General features: G+C 68.6%; 24 protein-coding genes and 1 pseudogene. 8 read left to right on the plus strand and 17 right to left on the minus strand.

Translation table 11 applies throughout. From position 1 onward, the window contains the following. Positions 1–576 precede the first annotated feature (576 nt). Positions 577–1,614 (plus strand): acetamidase/formamidase family protein, encoded by a 1,038-nt coding sequence (locus tag DKM19_RS27820; protein ID WP_110699564.1) that lies wholly within the window; start codon positions 577–579, stop codon positions 1,612–1,614. On the opposite strand, the gene DKM19_RS27825 is transcribed toward DKM19_RS27820, so the two are convergent. Next, positions 1,598–1,864 carry a MerR family transcriptional regulator gene (locus DKM19_RS27825; protein WP_239513623.1) on the minus strand — a complete coding sequence of 89 codons (267 nt, stop codon included), beginning with the start codon at positions 1,862–1,864 and terminating at the stop codon, positions 1,598–1,600. The two genes, DKM19_RS27820 and DKM19_RS27825, sit on opposite strands and share 17 nt — an antisense overlap. A 321-nt stretch (positions 1,865–2,185) precedes the next feature. Here DKM19_RS27825 and DKM19_RS27830 point away from each other — a divergent pair, with 321 nt between their 5' ends. The 4 genes from DKM19_RS27830 to DKM19_RS27845 all read left to right on the plus strand — a co-directional run bounded on the left by DKM19_RS27830 (position 2,186) and on the right by DKM19_RS27845 (position 5,766). Next, positions 2,186–3,112 (plus strand): TIGR03619 family F420-dependent LLM class oxidoreductase, encoded by a 927-nt coding sequence (locus tag DKM19_RS27830; protein WP_204358270.1) that lies wholly within the window; start codon positions 2,186–2,188, stop codon positions 3,110–3,112. 84 nt (positions 3,113–3,196) lie between these two features. After that, positions 3,197–3,430, plus strand: a complete 234-nt coding sequence (locus tag DKM19_RS27835; RefSeq protein ID WP_110699568.1) for a zinc-ribbon domain-containing protein — start codon at positions 3,197–3,199, stop codon at positions 3,428–3,430. A 74-nt stretch (positions 3,431–3,504) separates the two neighbouring features. Then, positions 3,505–4,716 (plus strand): cysteine desulfurase-like protein, encoded by a 1,212-nt coding sequence (locus DKM19_RS27840; protein WP_110699570.1) that lies wholly within the window; start codon positions 3,505–3,507, stop codon positions 4,714–4,716. A gap of 57 nt (positions 4,717–4,773) precedes the next feature. Then, positions 4,774–5,766 (plus strand): aldo/keto reductase, encoded by a 993-nt coding sequence (locus DKM19_RS27845; RefSeq protein ID WP_110699571.1) that lies wholly within the window; start codon positions 4,774–4,776, stop codon positions 5,764–5,766. A gap of 80 nt (positions 5,767–5,846) precedes the next feature. On the opposite strand, the gene DKM19_RS27850 is transcribed toward DKM19_RS27845, so the two are convergent. The 8 genes from DKM19_RS27850 to DKM19_RS27885 all read right to left on the minus strand — a co-directional run bounded on the left by DKM19_RS27850 (position 5,847) and on the right by DKM19_RS27885 (position 15,172). Next, a complete protein-coding gene (locus DKM19_RS27850; RefSeq protein ID WP_110699573.1) occupies positions 5,847–7,265 on the minus strand; it encodes a M20/M25/M40 family metallo-hydrolase in 1,419 nt (472 codons plus the stop codon). A 288-nt stretch (positions 7,266–7,553) separates the two neighbouring features. Then, positions 7,554–8,603 (minus strand): ABC transporter ATP-binding protein, encoded by a 1,050-nt coding sequence (locus tag DKM19_RS27855; protein WP_239513624.1) that lies wholly within the window; start codon positions 8,601–8,603, stop codon positions 7,554–7,556. Further along, positions 8,600–9,412 (minus strand): ABC transporter ATP-binding protein, encoded by an 813-nt coding sequence (locus DKM19_RS27860; protein WP_110699575.1) that lies wholly within the window; start codon positions 9,410–9,412, stop codon positions 8,600–8,602. The genes DKM19_RS27855 and DKM19_RS27860 overlap by 4 nt, the downstream gene beginning before the upstream one ends. Beyond that, on the minus strand, positions 9,409–10,266 hold the full coding sequence (locus DKM19_RS27865; protein ID WP_110699577.1) for an ABC transporter permease: 858 nt from the start codon (positions 10,264–10,266) through the stop codon (positions 9,409–9,411). Before DKM19_RS27865 ends, DKM19_RS27860 begins: the two co-directional genes overlap by 4 nt. Beyond that, positions 10,263–11,228, minus strand: a complete 966-nt coding sequence (locus DKM19_RS27870; protein WP_110699579.1) for an ABC transporter permease — start codon at positions 11,226–11,228, stop codon at positions 10,263–10,265. Before DKM19_RS27870 ends, DKM19_RS27865 begins: the two co-directional genes overlap by 4 nt. Before the next feature lie 233 nt (positions 11,229–11,461). Next, positions 11,462–12,997 (minus strand): ABC transporter substrate-binding protein, encoded by a 1,536-nt coding sequence (locus tag DKM19_RS27875; protein ID WP_204358271.1) that lies wholly within the window; start codon positions 12,995–12,997, stop codon positions 11,462–11,464. Positions 12,998–13,095: 98 nt separating this feature from the next. After that, on the minus strand, positions 13,096–13,821 hold the full coding sequence (locus tag DKM19_RS27880; RefSeq protein WP_110699581.1) for a DUF1684 domain-containing protein: 726 nt from the start codon (positions 13,819–13,821) through the stop codon (positions 13,096–13,098). 484 nt (positions 13,822–14,305) lie between these two features. Next, a complete protein-coding gene (locus DKM19_RS27885; protein WP_110706033.1) occupies positions 14,306–15,172 on the minus strand; it encodes an alpha/beta fold hydrolase in 867 nt (288 codons plus the stop codon). Between the two features lie 288 nt (positions 15,173–15,460). Between DKM19_RS27885 and DKM19_RS27890 the strand changes: the two genes are divergently transcribed. Further along, complete coding sequence (locus tag DKM19_RS27890; RefSeq protein ID WP_110699583.1) at positions 15,461–15,928, plus strand: nuclear transport factor 2 family protein; 468 nt, start codon at positions 15,461–15,463, stop codon at positions 15,926–15,928. Positions 15,929–16,139: 211 nt separating this feature from the next. Here DKM19_RS27890 and DKM19_RS27900 read toward each other — a convergent pair whose 3' ends face one another. The 3 genes from DKM19_RS27900 to DKM19_RS27910 all read right to left on the minus strand — a co-directional run bounded on the left by DKM19_RS27900 (position 16,140) and on the right by DKM19_RS27910 (position 19,706). Continuing rightward, the gene (locus tag DKM19_RS27900) at positions 16,140–17,789 is read right to left on the minus strand and encodes a heparinase II/III family protein (protein ID WP_239513625.1); all 1,650 of its coding nucleotides are present in this window, start codon (positions 17,787–17,789) and stop codon (positions 16,140–16,142) included. A gap of 281 nt (positions 17,790–18,070) precedes the next feature. Then, on the minus strand, positions 18,071–19,120 hold the full coding sequence (locus DKM19_RS27905) for a CU044_5270 family protein (RefSeq protein ID WP_110699585.1): 1,050 nt from the start codon (positions 19,118–19,120) through the stop codon (positions 18,071–18,073). After that, positions 19,113–19,706: an RNA polymerase sigma factor gene (locus DKM19_RS27910; RefSeq protein ID WP_110699587.1), complete on the minus strand. Its 594-nt coding sequence runs from the start codon at positions 19,704–19,706 to the stop codon at positions 19,113–19,115. Before DKM19_RS27910 ends, DKM19_RS27905 begins: the two co-directional genes overlap by 8 nt. A 284-nt stretch (positions 19,707–19,990) precedes the next feature. Between DKM19_RS27910 and DKM19_RS27915 the strand changes: the two genes are divergently transcribed. Further along, positions 19,991–20,716: a hypothetical protein gene (locus DKM19_RS27915; protein ID WP_162641824.1), complete on the plus strand. Its 726-nt coding sequence runs from the start codon at positions 19,991–19,993 to the stop codon at positions 20,714–20,716. A 485-nt stretch (positions 20,717–21,201) separates the two neighbouring features. On the opposite strand, the gene DKM19_RS27925 is transcribed toward DKM19_RS27915, so the two are convergent. Continuing rightward, on the minus strand, positions 21,202–22,041 hold the full coding sequence (locus tag DKM19_RS27925; RefSeq protein WP_305000266.1) for an ABC transporter permease: 840 nt from the start codon (positions 22,039–22,041) through the stop codon (positions 21,202–21,204). A 44-nt stretch (positions 22,042–22,085) separates the two neighbouring features. Between DKM19_RS27925 and DKM19_RS27930 the strand changes: the two genes are divergently transcribed. After that, positions 22,086–22,265 carry a hypothetical protein gene (locus tag DKM19_RS27930; RefSeq protein WP_110699591.1) on the plus strand — a complete coding sequence of 60 codons (180 nt, stop codon included), beginning with the start codon at positions 22,086–22,088 and terminating at the stop codon, positions 22,263–22,265. On the opposite strand, the gene DKM19_RS27935 is transcribed toward DKM19_RS27930, so the two are convergent. The 4 genes and pseudogenes from DKM19_RS27935 to DKM19_RS27950 all read right to left on the minus strand — a co-directional run. Beyond that, positions 22,234–22,560, minus strand: a complete 327-nt coding sequence (locus DKM19_RS27935; RefSeq protein WP_110699593.1) for a DUF1048 domain-containing protein — start codon at positions 22,558–22,560, stop codon at positions 22,234–22,236. The genes DKM19_RS27930 and DKM19_RS27935 overlap by 32 nt on opposite strands. A gap of 1 nt (position 22,561) precedes the next feature. After that, positions 22,562–22,918: a DUF1048 domain-containing protein gene (locus DKM19_RS27940; protein WP_110699595.1), complete on the minus strand. Its 357-nt coding sequence runs from the start codon at positions 22,916–22,918 to the stop codon at positions 22,562–22,564. Continuing rightward, positions 22,915–23,241 (minus strand): PadR family transcriptional regulator, encoded by a 327-nt coding sequence (locus DKM19_RS27945; protein ID WP_110699597.1) that lies wholly within the window; start codon positions 23,239–23,241, stop codon positions 22,915–22,917. Before DKM19_RS27945 ends, DKM19_RS27940 begins: the two co-directional genes overlap by 4 nt. Before the next feature lie 405 nt (positions 23,242–23,646). Beyond that, a pseudogene (locus tag DKM19_RS27950) lies at positions 23,647–23,748 on the minus strand (short-chain dehydrogenase); the annotation flags it as partial. Positions 23,749–23,817: the final 69 nt, after the last annotated feature.

Consider the following 23,817-nt stretch of genomic DNA (forward strand, 5'->3'; position numbering starts at 1 on the left):
GCCCGCATCCGGAACCCTCACGCTCCGGCGAACCCCTGTCCGCTCACGCCCCGGCGTGGACCCGCCGAACCCTCCCCGCCCACGACCCGGCACGGACCCACGGAACCCCTCCCCGCCCACGACCCGGTACGGACTCGCGGAGCCCCTCCCCGTCCATGCCCCGGCACGGACGGGGAGGGGCAGCGTGGTCGCGACGGGGAGCACACCGGATTTTGCATGACCGTCATGCGGCCGAAACACCGGACGGTCACTGTGAAGCGACCCCCCCGATGATCATCGGAAGGGACATGTCCGAGAACCCGGGAGCGGCTTCGGTCGGGCCTGCGGTGCCCTTGTCAGCGATGGGAGTTCGACATTTCCACCAACCACTGGAGCTCGGCGAGTCGGAGGAGCCTGCTGGCCGCCGGTCTGGCCGCAACGTTCGCGGCCGGCGCCGCCGCCCCCGCACAGGCGTCGCCCGGTGACAAGGGCGGCCGCGGCGGTCCCAAGCCCGCGAAATGGAACCACCACCTCAAGTCCACCCCGGACAAGCTGCACTGGGGCGGCTACCCGATCGGCTGGAAGCCCGGCCTCACGATGAGGTCGGGTGAGACCGTTCGCGTCGACACCCTCTCTCACCAGGGCTTCACCAACCCTGACATCCACCCGCGCGACTACTTCGGTGCCTTCGGGGTCAAGCCGAACGAGATCCTGCCCGACGGGCTGGCGTTCTGGGAGACGCTGCCCGAGCGCCAGGCCACGGGCAAGCGGTACGGCGGGCACGTCCTGACCGGCCCGATCTACATTGAGGGCGCCGAGCCGGGCGACACCATCGCGATCGACATCCTCGACATCGACACCCGGGTGCCCTACGGCTTCAACAACACCGCTCCGACCGGCGGTGTCATGGCCACGTTCTATCCCGGTTGGCGCGAGGGCGACGAGGGCCTCGACATACCCGCCGAGATCCCGCCCGGCCTTCCAGCCGGCGTCTGGCCCGACGTCCGCACCCACCTCTACCGGACCGGCATGTACCGCGGTGAGGAGGTCGTCTTCTTCGCCGACGACATCATCATTCCGACCCAGAAGTTCATGGGGATCATCGCGGTTGCCTCGCCGACGGGCGAGTTCATCGGTAACACCGAGGGCGAGGCGCCGCCGGCCACCGGCGTGCAGAACTCGACGCCTCCGGGCAAATTCGGCGGCAACATGGACGTCCGCGACCTCAACGTCGGGACGAAGCTCTACCTGCCGGTCTTCCAGCCCGGCGCGCAGATCTTCATCGGTGACCCGCACAGCTGCCAGGGCGACGGCGAGGTCAGCGGCACCGCCATCGAGCACTCGCTCGCCGGCACGTTCCGCATCACCCTGATCAAGAACGTGGAAACCGAGCTGCCGTGGGCCGAGACCGACGATCACTGGATCATGATGGGCATCCACTGGGACCTCGACCGGGCCATGCGGATCGCGGTCGCGAAGACTGTCGACTTCCTCGTCACCACCCAGGGCCTGACCGCCCCGAAGGCCTACTCGTTCGCCTCGATCGCGGTGAACTACCACAACGCCGAGGTCGTCGACCGCACCCAGGTCGTGACCGGCCACATCCCGAAGAGCGTCTTCAAGCGCCGCCGCTGATCCGGCCCCGGCGTACAGCCGGATCTCGGACGGTGTCGAGGTATTCGGCGATTTCGTGCCCGTTGCGGGTCGAACACGCGATGCGTTCGGACAGCCGATCTTGTTCGCGTCGCAGTGTGACGATCATTTCGGGTGTCACGTCGGGGACGTAGATGGTCTGCGGCTTGTCCAGGCACGGCAGGAGCCGCTGAATGATCCGGGTCGGCGGTCCGGCATCGAGCGGTCCCTTGATCTGCAGCACGATGTCCACGTGTGACTCTCCGTACTCGCGGTAACCGTTGAGGGCGCGGCTGGGCGTGATCAGCCGCTGCTCCTCTTAGTGGCGCAGCAGCCGCCGGTACGCTCCGCGAGCTCCCCGATTCTCAGGCGCCCAAGCCTGCGCCTTGACCTTCGCATCAACATGAGTGTTCAAGACTTGACGTGCGGGCCGAGAGCAGTGGAAATCTGCACTCTGCCTGGATGGCAGGGGTATGTCTGAGGCGTGGCTCAGTTCCTGCGGCGGCCACGGCAATCACGACTACATCGAAGGTCTCACATGAAACTCGGACTTCGTCTACCCCAGAGATTGGGAGTGGACCTACAACGCGACCTGGTCGAAGCGGCCAGAACGGCCGAAGCGGCCGGATACGCCAGTCTGTGGACGTACGAACTGCTGCTCTTCCCGGAGACGCCCGTTGAACCATACGCTCCGCCGAACGTGCCGTGGCCGGAAAGCGGGCGGCAGGCCGCCGACCCCCTGGCGGTCCTCACGGCAGCGGCGGTGGTGACCGAAGAGGTGCGCCTCGGCACCGCCGTTCTGATCGCCGCACTCCACACCCCCGTCCAGCTGGCGAAGCAGCTGGCCACGATCGATCAGATCAGCGGTGGCCGCGTGGTCGCGGGCATGGGCGTCGGCTGGTCCAGCGACGGATTCCGGGCCACCGGCGCCACCCGAGCGGATCGCGGCCGGTTCCTCGACGAGACGCTGGACGTCTTCGATGCCGTGTGGGGACCGGACCCGGTGACCTTCCGGGGTCCTCGCGTGATCATCGACAACGCCTCGGTCCTGCCCAAGCCCGCTTCGAAAATCCCCGTGATGCTGGGCGGCGGTGGCAACAACCTGGGCCGTGGCACCAGCTCCAGGGCTCTGCGGCGCATCGCCAAACGCGCAGACGGCTGGCTGCCGCTCCTCACCACCCCCGGGCCGGCCGGAGCCGCAGAACTGCGCGAAAACTGGGACCGCATCCGGGAAATGGCTTCCGAGTATGGCCGGGACACGAGCCGGATGGAGATGGTCGTGGTGGGAAACGTCACCTTCACCGACCGTCCGGCAGGACCTGACCGATCGGCGTTCGCCGGCACCCTCGACCAGATCATGGACGACATCAACACGGCCGCGGAGGCGGGCGCGGACGAGCTGATCGTGGACCTGAATCTGCAGGACTGGTTCACCGGCACGGGGCAGATGCTTGAGACGGCGGTGGAGATCCGCGAACGGGCCGTAGCTGCCGGTGTTTGACCGCTGCGTTTCCTTGGCTCTCACTGACTTTGGCGTCCGAGTGGGGCCGACGCGTGCGAACCGGTCCTGCTTGGGTATGCCGGAATGATGCTCATCTTCGGCTTACGCACCGTGATCCACCGGCTCGGCGTGCTGACGCTCGTCTGCCGCAACTGTGGCAACCAGGCGGCACAGGTACTGTCCAAACGGGTCACCAAGTTCAGTCTGTTCTTCATCCCGCTGTTCCCCGTGCGGACGAGGTACGGAATGCAGTGCACCTTCTGCGGGGCGTCCTACGACATCTCGAAGGACGAGGCGAGCCGGCTGGCGGTCCACTGAGTATCCTTCCATCACTACCGGTGATTATCGCCACATACTTCCCTTTGGTCTCTATGTCGTGAAGAGTGCTGAATATGAGTTTTGATGTCGCGCACGTTCGCACGCTCTACCCCGCCCTGTCCGACGGATACGCCTGGCTGGACGCGGCAGCCGGAACTCAGGTTCCCCAGACGGTGATCGACGCCATCGTCTCCGCCTATCGGGGCGGCATCGGCAACAGCGGCGGTGCCTTTCCTGCCAGCGCTCACTCGGACGCCATCGTCGCCGAGGCCCGTCAGGCGGTGGCGGATCTGGTCGGTGGCGACGCCGATGGAGTGGTGCTCGGCCCGAACATGACAACCCTGACCTACCGGTTCGCCTACGCCCTGGCCAAGCAGTGGGGGCCGGGCGACGAGATCGTGGTCTCCCGCCTCGACCACGACGCCAACGTCCGTCCCTGGGTGCAGGCGGCCGAACGAGCGGGCGCCACCGTCCGGTGGGCCTCGGTCGAGGTACCCTCGGGCGAGCTGCCCGCCGGGCAGTACGACGACCTGGTCACCGAGCGGACCAAGCTGGTCGCGGTCACCGCCGCGAGCAACGTTCTGGGAACCATGCCCGACGTTCCGCGGATCGCGGCGCGGGCACATGCCGTGGGGGCGCTGCTCTATCTCGACGGGGTGCACGCGACCCCGCACACGCCCACCGACATGGTCGCGCTCGGCGCGGACCTCTATGCCACCAGCGCCTACAAATGGTCGGGCCCGCACATCGGGGCGGTCGTCGGCCGGCCGGAACTGCTGGAGGGGCTGCGGTCCGACAAGCTCGCCTCTTCCTCCGACGACGTGCCCGACCGGTTCGAAACCGGGACGCTGCCCTTCGCCGACCTGGCGGGCGTCACCGCCGCCGTCGATCACCTGGCCTCGCTCGACCCGCAGGCGGCCGGTACCCGGCGCCGGCGCGTCCTCACCTCGATGGCCGCGGTGGAGGCCCACGAGCAGGCCGAGCTGGCCCACCTGCTCAAGGGCCTGTCGGCCCTGCCCCACGTACGGCTTGTCGGTTCACCGGCTCGGCGTACCGCCACCGTCTACTTCACCGTGGCCGATCACACCCCGCGTCAGGTGGCCGAGCACCTCGCCCGGGCCAAGATCAACGTGTGGGACGGGCACTGCTACGCCTGGGAGGTGACGGAGGCGTTCGGCATCCGTGACTCGGGCTCCGCCGTACGGGCCGGCCTCGTTCACTACAACGACCGATCCGACGTGGATCGCCTGCTCAACGCGGTGGAGGACCTCTCCTCCGCCGGGTGAGGACATCGGCGTCCCCACGCACCGGTCGCTATATTTGTGAGCATGGAACCGCCAGGTATGGAGTCTCCGGGCACCGGCGCGACGGCGCCGTTGCGCCGGTGCCTTCTGGGCCGCACCCGCCTGGCGGTGACGCCGCTCGGTCTCGGCCTGGCCGCGCTCGGCCGCCCCGCCTACATCACGCTCGGCCGCGACGAGGACTTCGGCGACGACCGCAGCGTGTCCACGATGCGGTCGCGGACGTGGGCCGTGCTCGACGCCGCCTGGGCGGCGGGCGTGCGTTACCTCGACACGGCCCGCTCGTACGGGCGCGCGGAGGAGTTTCTCGCCGGCTGGCTGCGCGAGCGCGGGATCACCCCGGGAGCGGCGACGATCGGCTCGAAATGGGGATACGCATACGTCGGCGACTGGCGGCTGGACGCCGCGCGCCACGAGATCAAGGAGCTGTCCGCCACCCAGTTCCGCCGCCAGCTGGACCAGAGCCGTGCGCTGCTCGGTGAGCACCTGTCGCTGTACCAGATCCACTCGGCGACGGTGGAGAGCGGAGTGCTCGACGACGAAGGCGTGCTCGACCTGCTGCGCGAGCTGCGGGCCGAAGGCGTCGCGGTCGGGGTCTCGACCACCGGGCCGCGCCAGGCGGACACGATCGAGCGGGCGATCGAGACCGGGCTGTTCGACACCGTGCAGTCGACCTGGAACCTCCTGGAGCGCTCAGCCGGCGCGGCACTCGCCCGGGCGCACGAGGCGGGGATGGGTGTGATCATCAAGGAGGGGGTGGCGAACGGGCGTCTGACCGCCCGCGCGGCACCGGCCGCGCTCGCGGCCGCCGCGCGCGAGCGCGGTGTGACGCCGGACGCGCTCGCCCTCGCGGCCGTGCTCGCGCAGCCGTGGGCCGGGGTGGTGCTGAGCGGCGCGGCCTCGGTCGAACAACTGCGCAGCAACCTGAGCGCCGCCGAGGCCGGCTGGGACGCGGAGCTCGACGAACGGCTCGCCGGACTGGCCGAGGACCCCGAGACCTACTGGGCCACGCGCGGCGCGCTGAGCTGGTCCTGACCGGTGCCGGGCGCGGGCCGCGCGAGCTGTGCCGTACGGAGCCGACGGACACCGCGCCCGGATCGTACTGCGGCGGGTGATCAGTTGCGGGCGTGCGCGTCCAGGATGTGCGCGACGGCCTCGGTCACCCGCTCGGCGAACGCGATGTTCAGCCACTCGTCGGGAACGTGCATGTTCGAGTCCGCCCCCAGCGCGCCGGTGACGACGAACTGCGCGTCCGGATAGCGCAGGCCGAGCATCTCCATGAACGGGATCCCGCCGCCGATACCGAGGCTGCGGCACGGCCGGCCGAACACCCGATCGCCGATCTCCTCCAGCGTCGCGGCCAGCCAGGGCGCGGTCGCCGGGGCCTGCCAGCCGTTCAGCAGCATGAAGTCTCCCACCTCGACCTGCGCGCCGTACGGCACCTCGGTGGTCAGGATCTTCACCAGCGCGGCTCGCGCGGTCTCGGCGTCGACCGTCGGCGGAGTCCGGAAGCTCAGCCGCAGGGACGTCGAGGCGCGCAGCACGGCTCCCGCCACCGCGGGGTCGGGGAGCCCGGCCGCGCCGATCACCGACAGCGTCGGCCGCCAGGTGTTGTTGAGGATGAGTTCGACGTCGTCGTCCGAGGCCGCCCGCATCCCGTCGGCGAGCCGATACCGGCGCGCGGCGGCTCCCGGCTCCAGAGCGGCGAGCGCCTCGGCCTCGGCCCGCCGCTCCTCGGGGATCGGCACGTTCATCTCGGGGACGGTGACCTCGCCGGTCACGGAGTCCTCCAGCCGGTCGAGCAGGCGGCGCATGACGCGGAAGGAGCTCGGCACGATACCGCTGGCGAGCCCGGAGTGTGCGGAGGTCTCGAGGACCCGCACCGTGACGGTCGCCTGCACCACGCCACGCAGGCTCGCGGTCAGCCACATCCGCTCGTAGTCGCCACCGCCGGCGTCCAGGCAGACCACCAGGGACACCTCGCCGAGGCGGTCGGACAGGTGCTCCAGGTACGCGGGCAGGTCCGGGCTGCCGGACTCCTCACCGGTCTCCAGCAGCAGGATCGCCCGGGCGTGTTCGCCACCCGCCGCCTGCACGGCGGTCAACGCGGTCGTCGCCGCGTAGCCCGAGTAGCCGTCGTCGACCGCGCCGCGACCGTAGAGCCGTCCGTCACGCACCACCGGCTGCCACGGGCCCAGCCCGTCCGACCAGTCGCCGAGCGGGGGCTGCTTGTCGAGGTGGCCGTAGAGCAGCACGGTGCCGCGTGCCGCGGCGCCGGCGGTCGCGGGCACGTCCACGAGAAGCAGCGGGGCCCGGCCGTCGAGCTGGACGACCTCACACCGGGCGCCCGGCAGGCCACGCGACGCGATCCAGTCCCGCACGTGGTCGGCGGCGGCTCGCAGATGGCCGTTCCGCTCCCAGGCGGCGTCATAGGCGGCCGACAGCGCGGGTATCTCCACCAGCCCGGAGAGACTGGACAGCACGTCTTCGTTCCAGTCCTTGATGACCGCTTCGCGAACTTTTCCATAATCCATAGCCGAATCATGGCACCCGATATCGACGGGGGCCCCGCCGGGCGCTTGGTACGGCAACGGCGCCCAAGCGACGAGATGACCGTGTCTTCGACAGCGGGAGCGGCGGGTTCTATCAGCGAAGATCCCGTCGGGCGCTTGGTGTGACAAGGGCGCTCACGCCATGGGTGACCGCCTCTTCGACAGCGGGAGCGGTGGGTTCCATCGACGAAGGCCCGATCGAGCGCTTGGTAAGACAAGGGCGCTCACGCCATGGGTGACCGCCTCTTCGACAGCGGAAGCCGCGGGTTCTCAGGCGCCGGAGGGGAGTCTCGGCACGCTGTCGACCAGTCTGCGCGTGTAGGGATGGCTGGGAGAGCCGAGCACCGAGGCGGTGTCCCCCTGCTCCACGATGCGGCCCCGTTCGAGCACCGCCGTGTACCGGCACAGCATCGCGACCACCGCGAGGTCGTGCGAGACCATCACGACGGTCAGCCCGTAGCTCTCCCCCAGCTCGGCCAGCAGGTCGACGACGCGCACCCGGGTGGAGACGTCCAGCGCGCTGACGGGCTCGTCCGCGAGCAGGACCCGGGGCTCGCACACGATGGCGCGCGCGATGGCGATGCGCTGGCGCTGCCCCCCGGAGAACTCGTGCGGGTAGCGGAGTGCTGCGTCCGCCGGCAGCCCGACGACCTCCAGCGCGGCGGCGACACGGTGATCCACGAGCGAACCGCCGCGCCCGGACCGCCGGGCCCCGCCGAGTCCCGCCGGACGGTGATCGGCAGGCGTTCCGTCCGGCTGGACGGAAGGATGGTCGGCGGGCGAGCCATCCCTCTGGACGGAACGGCGGTCGGCGGACAAGCCGTCCGGCCGGACGGAGCCGCGGTCCGCAGGCGAGCCGCCCGGCTGGGCCGCCGTCAGGCCGAGCGAGCGGAGCGGTTCGGCGACGATCCTGCCCACGCGCTGCCGCGGGTCGAGTGAGGAGTACGGATCCTGGAACACGGTCTGGACGTTGCGCCGGAACTCGCGCATCTGCACGCGGTCCCGCAACGAGAGGGAGGCGCCGTCGAAGAGGACCTGGCCGCTGGTGGGCCGGGTCAGGCCGAGGAGCAGGCGCAGGAGGGTGGTCTTGCCCGCGCCGGACTCGCCGACCAGCGCCACGCTGCGTCCCGGGGTTATGGCGATCGAGACGTCGGTGAGTACGGGGGCCGTACCGCGGTAGGCGAAACCCACCTGGCGCGCCTCAAGGATGGCCGGCGCCGCCGAGGCCTCAGAGGTCGGCGGGATCTCCGGGGTCGGCGGGTTCCTCGGTGGGATCTCCGAGGCCGACGAGGTCGACGGGGACGGGGTCTCCGGGGTCACTGCGTGATCCGATCCAGTGCGCTGTCGAGCTCCCGGGCACTGTCCACCAGGGAGCGGGTGTAGGGGTGGCGCGGCGCGTTCACGATGTCCCGGACGGCCCCCGCCTCCACGGCCCTGCCGTCCCGCAGGACGAGGACGTGGTCGGTGATGCGGGAGATGACCGCGAGATCGTGACTGATGAACAGCAGGGCCATCCCCCGGGCGGAGACCAGGCCGTCCAGCAGGGCGAGCACCTCCGCCTGCACCGTCACGTCGAGGGCCGTGGTGGGCTCGTCGGCGATCAGCAGCGCGGGTTCGCAGGCGAGGGCCATGGCGATGGCGACCCGCTGGCGCTGACCGCCGGAGATCTCGTGCGGATACGCCCTCGCGATGCGGTCCGGTTCCGTGAGCCGGACCTCCTCGAGCGCCGCGACGACGGCGCGGCGCAGGGCGGCGCCGCGCAGCCTGTGCCTTCGCCCGAGGGGCTCGGCGAGCTGACGGCCGACCCTCATGAGCGGGTCGAGCGCCGTCAGGGGTTCCTGGAAGACGACGGTCACGGCCCGGCCGCGCAGGCCGTTCAGATCTCGCTCCGTCGCGCCGGCGATCTGGGTCCGGGTCAGTCCCGGGGCGTCCAGCACGACGCTGCCGGATACGCTCATCCCCGTCGGCAGCAGGCCCATGATCGCAAGTGCGGTCAGCGACTTGCCCGAGCCCGACTCGCCGATCAGGCCGAGTCTCGCGCCCGCTTCGAGCGTGAAGGACACGTCGGAGACGAGTTCGCGCCCCTGCCCGGAACGCACCCCGAGCCCCGTGACGTCGAGCAGGCTCATCGCGTTCTCCTCCGGGTCGGGTCGGCCACGTCCCTGAGGCCGTCGGCGATCAGGTTCACGCCGATGACGAACACGACCAGGAGCACGCCGGGGGCGATCGCGCCGACCGGCGACGTGAGCACGGTCGCCTGGGCCTCCTGCAGCATGCTCCCCCAGGACGCGTTCGGCGGTGGGGGGCCCAGCCCGAGGTAGGACAGGGACGCCTCGGCCAGTACGGCGAGACCGAGCTGCAGCGCGAGGTTGACCAGGAGCGTCGGCCAGATGTTCGGCAGGACGTGCTCGGTCACGACGCGCGGCCAGGAGGTTCCCGAGGTGCGCGACGCCGTGATGAAGTCCTGGGACAGCACGCGCTTGACGAGCACGCGGGTCAGCCTCGCCACGATCGCGGACATCGCCAGCCCGATCGCCAGGATGGCCGAGCCGAGGGACGCCTGCCGTACGGCGACCACGAGCATGGCCAGCAGCAGGGTGGGGAAGGCGATGAGGATGTCGAGCAGGGCCGAGATCGTGTCGTCGAGCCACCGGGTGGCGAAACCCGCCGCCAGGCCGCCCGCGACTCCGAGGAGGCCGCCGAGCACGACCGACCCGGCCCCGACCGTCAGGGCGATTCGCGCGCCGATCATCAGCTGGGTGAGCAGGTCCCGGCCGAGCTTGTCCGTGCCGAACAGGTGGGGCAGACCGGGAGGCATGAGCCGATCGCCCGAGGTGTCGGCCGGGTCGTACGGAACCCAGAAGAACGAGACGACCGCGACGGCGACGATCATTCCGACGAGCACGCAGCCGATCGCCAGGGTCGTGGACCGGCGCGAGCGCCGCGGGGCGCTGAGGGCGTCCACCTCGATCACGTCGGTCATCGCGCGTTGCCCGAGACGGTGCCGCGCAGCCGCGGGTCGATGAGCCGCTGGGCGAGGTCGGCGACGAACCCGATCACCAGGACCGCGAAGGTGCTGACGAAGAGGATGCCCTGGATGACCGGATAGTCATGCTGGGCGATTCCCTTGATCAGCATGCTGCCGAGTCCCGGGAGGGCGAACACGCTCTCGACCACGACGGCGCCGAGAAAGGTGGTGGCGAGCTCGATCCCGAGGATCGAGACGACGGGAACGGCCGCGTTACGCAGGCCGTGACGCCACATCGCCCCGGTGAAGGAGGAGCCGAGCGCCCTGAACGTCCGCAGGTAGTCGCTGCCGAGCACGTCCAGCGTGGCGGAGCGGACGTAGCGGATGAGCGACGCGGACATGACGAGGCCGATCGTGACGACGGGCAGGACCAGCGAGGTGAGGGCGTCGGCCGGATCGGCCCAGTCATCGCGCGGGAACCCTCCGGCCGGCAGCACCCGGAGACGGAGCGAGAACACGGTGATCAGCAGCATTCCCACCCAGAAGGCCGGCACCGCGATACCCAGCTGGGACAGCCCGCTGAGCAGCGAGCCGTACCAGCTGTTCGAGCGGTAGGCCGCGACGAAACCGATCGGCACGGCCACGACGACCGCCAGGACGAAGGACAGCAGGGTGAGGGGAACGGTGACGGCCAGGCGCGAGGCGATCTCCGGGCCGACCGGAAGGGTGCTGACGAACGACGTGCCCAGGTCGAAGGTCACCAGCCGGCCGAGCCAGGAGACGAACTGCTCCAGCAGCGGGAGATCCGACCCGATCTGGTGGCGAGCGGCCGCGATCTGCTCCGGGGTGGCCCCGATCGACAGCAGCGAGTTGGCGGGGTCACCGGGCAGCAGGCGCAGGAGGAGGAACAGCAGCACGCTGGCCAGGAACAGCGAGATGACGAGGAAGGCCGCTCGCCGCAGCAGGTAGGTGGCCACGGCGAATCAGGCCGCCCGCCAGGGGCGGGACGCCCCGCCCCGGACCGTCCGTACGGAACGGCGGACCGGAGCGGGACGGGGCGCGACCTGCGACGCGGACGCCGTCTCCTCGTGACGGCGCGGGCGCGGAGCGGACCGCCCTCTCGTACGCGAAGCGGACCGCTGTCGTGTACGCGAAGCGGACCGCTGTCGCGGGTGTGGAGCGGACCGCCCTCGCGGGTGTGGGGCGGGCATCAGCTCTTCTTGATGGCGTAGGCGTAGAACTGCGAGTTCAGGCCGTTGATCGGGTAACCCGACAGCGACGACGACGCCACGACGATCTGCGGATAGAGGTAGAGCCAGTCGCTGGCGGCGTCCGCGGCGATCTGCTGGTTGGCCTTCTTGAGCAGGGCCGCCTGATCGTCGGTCGTGTCCGACTGCTCGGCCTGGTTCACCAGCTTGGTGACCTCGGGGTTGTCGTATCCCCAGTAGAAGTCGGGATTGCCGTACCAGACGACGTCGCGGTCGTTGACGTGCTCCTGCAGCGTCGCGGCGAAGTCGTGGTTCTTGAACACCTTGGTGTACCACTCGTCGGCGGTGATGACGTTGATCGTGACGGTGATGCCGACCTTGGCCAGCTCTCCCTTGATGAACGTGGCCGCAGTGGGGTGCGGGTCGTAGTTCGGGGTGTCGAGCGTGAAGCTGAACCCATTGGCGTAACCAGCCTCGGAGAGCTGCTTCTTGGCCAGTTCCACGTCGTAGGGGTTCACCGTGGTGAGGTCCTCGTACCACGGGTCGGTCGGCGGGACCATCGAACCGATCAGGGTTCCGTAGTCGCCCCAGATCGAGTTGAGCAGCTTGCGGTTGTCGATGGCGGAGGTGACGGCCTTGCGGACGAGGGCGTTGTCGAACGGCTTCACCCGGTCGTTGAAGGCCAGCAGGAGCTTGGTCGTCGAATGACCGTCGTTGACCTTGTAGTCCTTGTTGTCCTTGAACTGGGCCAGGGCGTCCGGGCTCTGCTCGCTGGTCACGATGTCGACGGCGTTGGTCAGCAGCGCGTTGTTGAGGGCGGTCGCCGCCGTGAAGTAGTGGAACACCACCCCCTTGTTCGTCGGAGGCGTGCCCCAGTAACCCGCGAACGGGTCCAGGCTCAGCGAGGAGCCCCGCTTCCACGTACCGAGCTTGTAGGGACCGGTGCCGTCCTCGGAGGTCGTGAGGTCCTTCGCCTGGTCGTTGATGACCCACACGTAGCTGAGGTTGTAGACGAACGAGATCGACTTGGTCGACAGCTTCACGGCCACCGTGCTGTCGTCGGGAGTCGTGATGCTCTTGATCCCGGTGAAGCTGCTCTTACGGGCGGACTGCGAGTCCTTGGCGATGACCTTTTCGATGCTGTACTTCACGTCGGCGGAGGTGAGCGGATCGCCCGAGTGGAACGTGACGCCGCTCCGCAGCGTGAACGTGTAGGTGAGACCGTCGGGGCTGACCTTGTAGTCCTTGGCGAGGAGATTCTCGACCTTGCCGTCGTCGCCGAGCTTGAACAGGCCCTCGTAGACGTTGCCGTTGAACGCCTCGGTCACGCCCTGCCCGCCGCCGCCCGTGTTGTCGAGGTTCTGCGGCTCGTAGAGCGAACCGACCTCGATCGTCGCGTTCGGGTCGGCCGCGCCAGTCGATGATGACGTGCTCCCCGAGCCGGCCGACGGGGCGTTCTCCGAGCCGGAGCCGCAGGCGGTGAGGGTCAGCGCGACCATGAGGGTGGCGCCGACGAGCGACGTCATCTTGCTTTTCACTGTTTCTCCTGATCAGTGGCCATACGGCCGGATGTGACGGGCGACCTGAGCCTCACCGGCGCGGGGATGTCGTCCCCGCGCATCGGCTCAGCGCCGCCTCAGTGGATCGCGTAGCCGTCGAGGAACACCGGAAGCCTCTCGCCCGCGTCGACGGCGACGTGGAAGCGGTTCTGCGGCGGCGGCAACGGGCAGTTGTAGTGGGCGGAGAATCCGCACGGCGGGACGAAGGCCCGGTTGAAGTCGAGCACGACCTGGTCGCTGCCGGGCACGCGCGGCACGATCAGGAACCGGCCGGCGGCGTAGGTGCTCACGCCGTTGGTCTTGTCGCCGAAGACCAGGAGCAGCGTTCCGTCGTCGTCGAACGCGCTCAGCGAGTAGGCGACGTCGTCCAGGGTGAAGGTGATGTCGCCGGGAACGACAAGCTCGCGAGTGCCGCCGTTGTCGCGAAGGTGCTCGAACGGGATGCGACGCGCCCCGGGCACCTCCGTGAAGGTGGCCTCGATCACCCAGTCCGGGTTGAACGGGAACGCCTCGACGGTGTCGAAGTGCTGGATCGACGGTGCGTTCGCGTCCCAGAGGCGAATGCCACGTTCCAATTCGCCGGTGTCGATGTTCCGGCGTTCCAGCCTGGTCGCCGTCACGCTGCTCGGCCGGCCGGAGAGCGCGTCCTCGAGGGATTCGTCCTGGTCGCTCGCCTGCCAGCGGGTCTCGACGAGCGCGAGGTTGCCCGCCGGTGCGACGAGGGAGGTCAGCCGGGACGCCCGCCAGGCGTCCCAGCCGGTACGCGCGGAGTCGATGGTGCGCGCGGAAGCCAGTGCGGGCATGGTTGTGAACAGCTCACTTCGTTCTGGGCAGGCGGTGCCTGCCGATCGTGCTTGGGGTGGACGCGTCGCCGGTGACGGACACGGTGCACACCATTGACGATCTTCCGATTAAGCCTACCAAAATAGTCGGCTTTGTCCAATTTGGACAGTAAATCCGCTTTCGGGCAGTTACCGTCAATGCGATAAGGGTCCGGAATACGCTTCGCGACAGATGATCAGACCGCACGGGGTGCCGCGGGAGGCGGCGCCGCCGGGGCCTCGGGAGGTGGAGACGGCCGCCTCGGGGCCGGCGCGGGACAGCAGTCCGGCGGGAGTCCCGCCGATGAGTCCGATCTTCACTGTGTCACCTCCCCGCGGTCGTCATCCCTGTGGGAGACCGGCAACGCCGTGACCACGCCGGATATTTCCCCCTGCCACAGACCGGGCAGGGATCACGGGCGCCGATCAGAGATCACGGAGACCAGGCAGGCATCACGGACACCGCTCAGGTCAGGACCCTGCCGAGGAAACCGCGGATGTAGCCGGTGATCGCGTCAAGATGGCTCTCCAGCGCGAAGTGCCCCGCGTCGAGGAAATGGATCTCGGCATCGGGCAGGTCGCGCCGGAAGGCCCGGGCACCGTCCGGGCCGAAGATCTCGTCGTTGGCGCCCCAGACCGCCAGCAGGGGCACCTGGCTGGTGCGGAAGTACTCGTGGACGCTCGGATAGAGATCGACGTTGGCCGGATAGTCGTGAAAGAGTCGCAACTGGATCTCGGCATTGCCCGGCCGGTCCAGCAGGACCTGGTCGAGCGTCCAGGTGTCCGGGCTGACCAGGCTGGGATCGGGCACGCCGTTCAGATACTGCCAGCGGACGCTCTCCGGGGTCAGAGCAGCCCGTACGGCCGGTTCGGTGGCGGGGCCGGGCGCGGCGGCATAGGCGAAGAGCCCGCTCCAGAACGTGTCGACGAACCCGTCGACGTAGGCGTTGCCGCTCTGCGTGACGATCGCGGTGATCCTGTCGGGGAAACGGGTCGCCAGGTGCCAGCCGATGGGGGCGCCGTAGTTCTGAACGTAGAGCGCGTACCTGTCGAGCCCGAGGTGGCCGAGAAGGCCGATGGTGACGTCGGTGAGGGCCGCGAAGGTGTAGGGAAACTCCTGGAGCGAGGGCGCCGAGGAGTAGCCGAAGCCGATGTGGTCGGGGGCGATGACGTGATACCGGTCGGCCAGCGCCGGGATGAGGTTGCGGAACATGTGCGAACTGCTCGGGAAACCGTGCAGAAGCACGATGGCCGGTGCCTCGCGCGGGCCCGCCTCCCGATAGAAGACGTTCAGGCCGTCGATGCTCACGGTCAGATGGCGGACAGGAATCATCTCCGATCCCCCTGTTTCGTTGATCTGGCTCCTGCGTTCGGTCCGGCACATCATTCCTAACCCGCGATACGCCATATTACGGCTAGGAATTCGAAAAGAAATGCGGTCGAGCCACGACGACAATGCATTGCCCGCGCCACCCGGCATCCATCTCGACTCCGACGCGCCGTCACCGTCGATGACGAACGCCGGATAAAACCGTACCCTGAGGACCAGGGAGATGGCGAAGCTCACAGAACCACTCCGACGCTTTTCCAAGAACTGTCACATGGACCGCAAGGAGAGAATATGGCGGCGCGTTCCCCGCTCCCTCCGTTCACTCGCGATACCGCCATTGAGAAAGTCCGGCTGGCGGAAGACGCCTGGAACACCCGCAATCCGGAGCAGGTGGCTCAGGGCTACACGCTGGACTGTTACTGGAGGAACCGCGCGGAATTCGTGAACGGGCGCGACGAGATCATCGCTTTTCTCACGCGAAAATGGGCGAGAGAGCTGGACTACCGGCTCATCAAGGAACTCTGGTGCTTCGACGGCGACAGGATTGCCGTGCGCTTCGCCTACGAATCCCACGACGACTCCGGAAACTGGTTTCGCTCCTACGGCAACGAGAACTGGGAGTTCAACGAAGAAGGGGTGATGGTCGTGAGATACGCCTGTATCAACGACCTTCCCATCAAGGAGTCGGAGCGCAAATACCACTGGCCGCTGGGGCGCCGGCCGGACGACCATCCGGGGCTGAGCGATCTCGGTTTCTGACAGGTCGGTTTCTGACAGGCCGGTTTCTGACGGGCCGGGCTCCAACGGGCCGGGCTCCAACGGGCCGGGCTCCAACGGGCCGGGCTCCAACGGATCAGATTTTGACGGGCCGGGTCGCCGGTCGACGTCTCCCCGGCATGCCCTGACCGAGGACGCCGATCTCCACGACACCCGCCGGTCTCCGCGACAGCCGCCGGCCGCACCGGCCCTCTCAGCCGGTCGCCCGTGCCGGGCACAGCCGGTCAGGCGAGGAGGCGAAGGAGACGGGGCCACCGGGAGTGCCGACGGTCACCGTCGCACCGGACCACGAGACCTTCGGATCATCGGTGCCGGGCACGATCAGGGTCAGCACGGAACTCACCGGCGGGGAGAGCACCGTCGCCACCTCGGCCTTTTCGAGATAGCGGGGTGAGATCGCTCCGGACCGCACCGTCTGGCCGCTGATCGGCCGGCACGAGGGCATCGCGAACTGGAGCAGGGTCGCCCGCCAGTCCCCGTCGGCCAGCACCACCCTGCCGTCGTGGTTGGAGGTCAACCGGAGCGACGGGCCGAAGTGCCACAGGTTGCGCAGCCTCGATGAGGCCGGCACCGAGTCCAGCACGGCCATCAGATCGGCCCCGTGGCTGACCAGGACCGAGCGGGTACGGCTGACGCCGTACGCGTTGTCGGTGAGCAGGTAGGACTGCCGCGTGCGTTCGACCGACGAGCCCACGAGGTGCGTCGCCGTACCCTCTCGGAACTCGGCGCCCACCACGATGGGGACGTTGTGCGCCTCGGGCGAGGTCGTCCACCTCTGATAGGGCGTCTTCTCGTAGGAGTGGAAGCCCGCCTCCACGAGGATGTCGCGTCCCCGGGCGTGGTAGGTGACGCCCAGATGATCCTCGTGGCCGTGGAGCCGGCGCCCGGGTCCGAACCTGATCGAGTAATAGGCCGAGCTCGCGTCGTTCCACGCCGTCCTGCCGAAGACGTAACCGCCGTCGAACACCTTCACGGTGTCCTCCTCCTGCGGGAAACCCTCCGGGCGCACGTCGGCCGGACTGTCTCCGATCGGCACCAGGCGGCCGTCGGGCTGGGTGGCATGGCTGACGTACGTCTCCAGCGACCTGCGTCGCGCGGCGAGGTCCGCGGGGATCTCGGCCCCGCAGATCCTGATCGCCTCCATCGCCACGCCGAGCCGCCGGTGGACGTAGACGCCGTATCTCGGAGCCTGCTCGTGCAGCACGCCCTGCGCGTCGATGGCGAGCCTCGCCGACCTGGTCATCCGCCGGATGGCCAGGTCCTTCCACCGCTCGTGGCCGAGGCGGCAGCCGATTGCCAGCAGCGCGATGTCCTGGTCGAGACCGTGGTTGTGGCCCTCCTTGTAGAGCGCGGCATCGGACAGGATCCGGGCGTGCTCGATCAGGCTGTCCGAGAGCCAGCCGGACCGCACGTACGCGCTGAGGCAGACCAGCGCCGGCGCGCGCAGGGCGACCGGGTGCTCGGCCCAGGCCCAGGGGCTGAGGCCGGCCCCGCCACGGGGGTTCTTCCGCACCCAGTCCTCGGCGATCCCGGCGGCGCGGTCGAGATACTCCCGCTTCCCCGACCGCTCGTACTGCACGACCAGCCGTCCCATCCACCTCAGCGCGTGAAGGTTCAGCGCCCACGAACGGTTCCGGTACGGGTTGAGATGCCAGTCGACGTCCGTGCCCACGTCGACGGCCGGTAAGCCGACGAACGTGACCCTGCCCTCCATGACCTCGGACACCTTGATCTCAGGGAACTGGCCGGCCACGCGGATGACCGGGCCGTCGCTCGTCGCGAGGGAGGGCGCGACGGAACGGCTCGTGGTCAGGCCGAGTGCCTTGCGGGCATGCCAAAACAAGCGATTGCTCCAAAGAACGGTGCGGGCGGCCCGCGTACGCCCTCGCGAACCGGACGGCCAGGCCCGGCAGGGCGGACGAACGGAAGAAGGATGGACGGGCCCCGGAAAGGCGGACGAGCAGGAGAAGGAGGAACGGACTCAGGGAATGGTGCCGAGCGGGAGAAACAGGGACGGCCCGGGAAAGGCGGGTGAGCGGGGATGGAGGGACCGAGCCAGGGAAGGGGGGTGAGTGGGGACAGGGGGAACGGCCCCGGGAAAAGCGGGCGCGCTCGGGAAGGGGTCTAGGGAAGGTCGGGAACGGCCGGCTTGTCGTCCGTCCAGCCCGCGTCGAGGACCACCTCGACCTGATCACCGCTGACGCCCGGCCGCCCCGTGACGGTGGAGGACAGCACCTGGGAGCTGCCGGGGTCGATGATCAGCGTCCGCCGGACAGGCGGAGCGGCCTGCAGGGTGAAGGAGAACGCCGCCCCCGCCCTGCCCTGCTCGTCGGTCGCCTCACCCAGATACCGGACGTTCGGCAGCTCGGCGAGAGCCCGGTAGGCGGCCGCGCGCACGTCCGGCGGCGACGGCTTGCTCCACAGCAAACCGCTGAGCGCGTCCGCGACGACACCGTCGGTCGAGCCGCCCGGCACGTCCCGCACGGCCTCGGTCACCCAGTCCTTCAGAGCCGCGGTGTCGGCCGGGAGTGCCCGAAGCTGCTCGAAGGTCATCCGGTCGCCGGCCATGCTGAAGGGGACCTTGCCGGTGACCGCCCTGAGCACGCCCTTGTCCGGCGACGTGGACAGCACGTCTCCCTCGCTCGACCATTCGGTGGGAGAGCCGTCGCGACGCCAGGCCTCCTCGTCGGCTCCGCTCATCGGACGCGCCCCCAGCGCCCGAGAACCGGACCAGACCCGGCCGTCCCTGGCGACCCACTGCTCGGTGAGCCGTGACTCCACCACCCGGTAACGGTTCTCCCCCCGCCCCAGCCGCTCCGGGTACGTCTGCCGGTACAGCTTCCTGACGCGCCAGTAGGCGCCGGTCGCCGCGGATCCGGATTCGGCCGTGGTCGCCGCCGCGAGCAGGACCGACCGCCCGGAGATCGCCGTGGTCTGGTACGGCGACCCGGCGATCTCCGTGCCCCGGTTCGGCGGTCCCGCCTGCCCGATCACCGCGGGAACCGCGATCGCCGTCGCCGCGGCGACGGCGAGACCGGCCACGGCCACCGTCCACGACAACCGCCGGCGCCGCCGACGCAGCTCGGCCTCCAGCCGCTTCCGCACCCTGGCCTTGAGGAGCGGGTCGGCCTGCGGCTCGCCGTACAGCTCGCGGACCGTCTTCAGCTCATCCACGGCCGGCCTCCTCGGACTCGAGTATCGGGTTGGTGCCGCCCAGCGTGGCGCGCAGTTTTTTCCTGGCCCGGTTCAGCCGTGACCCGACGGTCCCGTACGGGATGTCCAGGGCCGTGGCGATCTCCTCGTGGCTCAGCCCGGCCAGGGCGACGAGGAGCAGGACGTCGCGGTCCCGCTGGTTGAGCCCGGCCATGGCCGCCGCGAGGCTCGGCCGCAGGCTCTCCGCGCTGACCTGGGTGGCGACCTGTTCCTCGTGCCCGGGGACGTCGGTGTCCACGCCGTAGCGCCCGAGCGCACGCAGGGTGCGCACCTCGAAGCGGCGGTGCTTGCCGATGAGGTTGGTGGCGATGCCGTACAGCCACGCCCGCACACTGGCCAGAGACGGGTCGTAGCGCGCCCGCTTGCGGAACGCGGTGAGAAACGTCTCGGCGACGACGTCCTCCGCGTGGTCGGCCCCGAGTCGCTGGGCGACGTAACGATGGATCTCTCCGAAGTAGAGGTCGAAGATCGCGCTGAACCGCTCGGACTCATCGAGGGAGAGCTGGATGACCTCGGCGTCCCCCACCGGATGAGCGGCCCAGGACATCGTCGTCACGATGGCCCCCCTGTCATGTTCAACGGTTCAAGCGCGAATGGCGGTCACCTCTTATCACCCGATCCACCGATTCGCTTTCACGGTCACAGACTGACATCTCAGGCAGTACGGGGTCCGGCTCCATCACTTCTTGATCTGTCACGGCCCCGGTCGGCCCGTTGGCGTCCGACCCGCCGGACGGCAAGCACGAGGACGGCGACCGGCCACCGGCGAGCTCTCAGAGCTCCGTCTACGGATAAAATCCCGTCATGTTCACGGTGGATCGACGTCGGCATGTGCGGACGCAACTGCTTGAGCGAGCTCGCGGGGACGAGCGGATCGTCGGCGCCGCGATCACCGGCTCCGCCGCACGCGACGCCGAGGACCGCTGGTCCGATGTCGATCTCTTCTTCGGGGTGGCAGCCGACATCGCGGTGGAGGAGACGCTGAGCGACTGGAGCGCGTTCGTGTACCGCGAGCTCGGCGCGATACACCACTTCGACCTCCGTGCGGGCTCTGCGATCTATCGCGCCTTCCTGCTCGAAGAGCTGCTCGAGGTCGATCTGGGGTTCACCCCGGCAGGCGCGTTCGGTCCGATCGGCGCCGGAGGCTTCCGGGTCGTCTTCGGTGACGCGGTGGATCGGCAGCCCGGGTCCGGGTCCGCCGATCCAGGACATCTGATCGGTCTTGCCTGGCACCACGTTCTCCACGCCCGGATCTCCATCGAGCGCGGAGCCCTGTGGCAGGCCGAACACTGGATCAGCGGCATCCGCGACCACATCCTGACCCTTGCCTGCCTTCGGCTGGGCCACCCCTCGGCCTATGCCAAGGGCGCGGACCGCCTGCCTCCTGATGTCACCGGGCCCGTCCAAGAAGCACTCGTCCGCAGCCTCGATGCCGGCGAGCTCTCCCGCGCCCTGGGAGCGGCGACTCGAGCCCTCCTGCGCGAGCTGCGTGAAAACGACCCCGGGGTCGCTGAAACCCTGGAGAAGCCGCTGCTCAACCTGGCCGCCGTCTCATAGCGTCCAGCCGCCGACCCGGGCGCCCGAGAGGATCTTCCTACCGGAGGCCGTCGAAGAGATCGTCCTCGTGGTCGGCGACCGCGGGGACGTGATTGATCTGGCGGATGAAGGACTCCGTGGCGAACACCCGGTGCCGGGCCTCGGCGGGCATGCGCAAGAAGCGGCGGCCTCGGCCGCATCGCGGCGATTCTGCTGCTCGGTCGAATGTCGTTCACATCCGCCGACAAGCGGCGCAGCTCGGCCAGGTCGTCCGAAGACACCTGATCAGAGGTGAACAGCGAGTCGAACGCGGCGGCAGCGCCCTCATCCAGGGTGGTGATGTCGTCGGGAAGCTCGAACCGCTCCACGGTCTCTCTTGCGTGGGTTGGAGAGCTCGGCCCACGTCTATGCACCCACCAGCACTGAGCTGCTCGTGCGCCTTGACGGCGTTCCCTGGCGGGTGACGGTCGTCCTCATCAGGTTCGAGACATGCCCGATCGATACGCCTAGGAGATCTTGCGGCGGTACGTGTTCATGGCGAAGGCGTAGGCGACGACGAGGATGCCGACGCACCAGGCCAGGGCGATCCAGACGTCGGTACCGACCGGCTGCTGGGTGAACAGGGCGCGGATGGCGTTGACGATGGAGGTCACCGGCTGGTTCTCGGCGAAGACGCGCACCGGGCCGGGCATGGTGTCGGTGGGCACGAACGCCGAGCTGATGAACGGCAGGAAGATCAGCGGGTAGGAGAACGCGCTCGCGCCTTCCATGGTCTTCGCGGACAGGCCGGGGATGACGGCGATCCAGGTCAACGCCAGGGTGAACAGAATCAGGATGCCCGCCACCGCGAGCCACTCCAGCGCTCCCGCCCCCGAGCGGAAACCCATCAGCAGGGCCATGAGCACGACGACCACGAGCGAGATCAGGTTGGCGACCAGCGAGGTCAGCACGTGCGCCCACAGCACCGACGACCGCGCGGTCGGCATGGACTGGAAGCGCTCGAAGATGCCGCCCTTCATGTCCATGAACAGCCGGTACGCGGTGTAGGCGATGCCGGAGGCGACCGTGATGAGCAGGATGCCGGGCAGCATGTAATTGACATACGAATCCGACCCCGTTTTGATCGCGCCGCCGAACACGTAGACGAACATCAGCATCATGGCGATCGGCATGATCGCGGTGGTGATGATGGTGTCCGGGCTGCGGGTGATGTGGCGCAGGGAGCGTCCCAGCAGGACGGCGGTGTCGGTGAAAAGATGACCGAGGCCGCCCTGGAGGCACTGGTCGAGGACGTCATCTATCCCGCGGTGCCCGGCGGCTACAAGACTCTGATGACGCTGCTGCACGACTGAAAGCCAATGGATCTTCGTACCGGCAGCACAAGCAGCGCGTGTCCAAGGCCTTCTACACCGACCACTACCGCACGGGCTTGATTCAGATCATCGAGGCGCTGGAGTCCGGGCCGACCAACGCCGTGCATCCGCCGATGATGCAGGCGCTGGCGCTGATCAAGCGGTACACGGCCGGCTCGACGGGTGTCACTTCTCGGTCGTGCCGGGTTTCCCGCTGATGGACTCCTGATAGACGTCCGCGTAGGTGCGCGTGTCCTTGACCAGGTCGTCGCAGAAGGCGGCGACGTCGTTGCCGATGAGCTCCAGGACTCCCTTGCCGGCCGCGACACCCTCCTCGAAGAAATCGACGATCCCTGAGAGCAGGGACCCGTCGAACAAGTCGACCGGTCCAACCTTGAAGATGTACCTCTGAATCTCCTTGTAGACGATCTGGTAGTCCGGCGGGAGCGCCTTGACCCGCGCCAGGTGCGCCCGCCACTGCTTCTTGCCCTCGATGATGTCCTGGATGCCCACGTCAGCCTCCTAGCCGGTTCAATTTCCTTGCGACGTTCCTGTTCAACTGCTCGCGCCACCGGTCGCGATAGCTCCGAGCCCCTTCTCCGCCGGCCATCGCCGTGCAGAAGCCCTTGACGTCGTCACCCAGTACCTCGTGAATGCTCTGCCCGTCGGCCGCTGTCTCTTCGAGCAGCCCCAGGGCACTGTCGAGAATCGGCATCAGGTTTCGACCGGTGAAGTCCCCGTAGGGAAAAAGGTGACACTTGATCTCTTCCCACGCCGCCCGATGGTCGGCCGGCAATGCCTGGGCCCGAACTTCGAACGCCTTGTATTCCCTGGTGAGATCGCTGCCGGTAATGGTCTCCCAGAAGTTCATCTCCCGCCCTCCTTGAGCCTGTCGATCCGTGATGTGACGTACTCCCATTTCGCCCAGAACGTCGCGAGTTCCTTGCGCCCGGCGTCGTTGAGCGCATAGAACTTGCGCGGCGGGCCCAGCCCGGACGGTCGTTTCGTCACCTGGACGAGTCCGTTCTTCTCCAGTCGCAGCAAGATGGTGTAAACCGTCCCCTCGACGACGTCGGCGAAGCCGAGTTCGTTCAGCCGACGTGTGATGGCGTACCCGTATGTCTCCTCGTTGCCGATGATTTCAAGCACGCAGCCTTCAAGCGTGCCCTTCAGCATCTCCGTCAGGTCGTCCATCGTGGGTCCTCTTCGATCTCTTGGTACTCCGTAGCACCGAGTACCACTATACAGTAGCACGGAGTACCGACCGCTCTGATACCGGGCCGTTTCCGTGCCGACGCGGCCGCTGACACGACACCGCATGGTCGACGGCGAGCGCGAGGGCCGGTCAGCTGGGGCGAGGACGTCCCTGAAGGGTTCAGCGGTGGGCTGGAGGAGCGGCAGGAGTGGATGCCGCCGCTCGGGCCGGAGCCGGTCCCGTATCACGAAGAGGGGCGAGGACGGGAGCGAGCCCGGCGACACCGGCGGCGGCCAACAGCGAGACGGCGCCGTAGGCGGCGGTCCGCCGGTGATCTTGTCCTGGTCGGTAAGAGTGAAAGACATGGCGGTGTGCTCCTTCAAAGCTGCTAGGAGTGCAGTTGCTCAGATCCGGGGGCCGAGGAAGCAGCCGCCGGAGGCGTCGATGACCTGCCCGGTCACCCAGCGGCCCGCCTCTGAGGCCAGAAAGGCCACCACATCGGCGACGTCGGCGGGCCGGCTGTACTACCGGATCCGCAAGCGCAACCGGGCCGCTGGTGCGGTCGGCGGGTTGAG

Origin of the sequence: Streptosporangium sp. 'caverna', assembly GCF_003203775.1 — a bacterium.
GTDB lineage: Bacteria > Actinomycetota > Actinomycetes > Streptosporangiales > Streptosporangiaceae > Streptosporangium > Streptosporangium subroseum.

Coding starts and splice junctions, on each gene's coding strand:
- DKM19_RS27885 (WP_110706033.1), bottom strand. CDS start 15,172: ATGATTCCTGTCCGCCATCTGACCGTGAGCATCGACGGCCTGAACGTC.
- DKM19_RS27945 (WP_110699597.1), bottom strand. CDS start 23,241: ATGGACGACCTGACGGAGATGCTGAAGGGCACGCTTGAAGGCTGCGTG.
- DKM19_RS27890 (WP_110699583.1), top strand. CDS start 15,461: ATGGCGGCGCGTTCCCCGCTCCCTCCGTTCACTCGCGATACCGCCATT.
- DKM19_RS27880 (WP_110699581.1), bottom strand. CDS start 13,821: ATGCCCGCACTGGCTTCCGCGCGCACCATCGACTCCGCGCGTACCGGC.
- DKM19_RS27835 (WP_110699568.1), top strand. CDS start 3,197: ATGATGCTCATCTTCGGCTTACGCACCGTGATCCACCGGCTCGGCGTG.
- DKM19_RS27940 (WP_110699595.1), bottom strand. CDS start 22,918: ATGAACTTCTGGGAGACCATTACCGGCAGCGATCTCACCAGGGAATAC.
- DKM19_RS27845 (WP_110699571.1), top strand. CDS start 4,774: ATGGAGTCTCCGGGCACCGGCGCGACGGCGCCGTTGCGCCGGTGCCTT.
- DKM19_RS27850 (WP_110699573.1), bottom strand. CDS start 7,265: ATGGATTATGGAAAAGTTCGCGAAGCGGTCATCAAGGACTGGAACGAA.
- DKM19_RS27840 (WP_110699570.1), top strand. CDS start 3,505: ATGAGTTTTGATGTCGCGCACGTTCGCACGCTCTACCCCGCCCTGTCC.
- DKM19_RS27865 (WP_110699577.1), bottom strand. CDS start 10,266: ATGACCGACGTGATCGAGGTGGACGCCCTCAGCGCCCCGCGGCGCTCG.
- DKM19_RS27820 (WP_110699564.1), top strand. CDS start 577: ATGAGGTCGGGTGAGACCGTTCGCGTCGACACCCTCTCTCACCAGGGC.
- DKM19_RS27910 (WP_110699587.1), bottom strand. CDS start 19,706: ATGTCCTGGGCCGCTCATCCGGTGGGGGACGCCGAGGTCATCCAGCTC.
- DKM19_RS27860 (WP_110699575.1), bottom strand. CDS start 9,412: ATGAGCCTGCTCGACGTCACGGGGCTCGGGGTGCGTTCCGGGCAGGGG.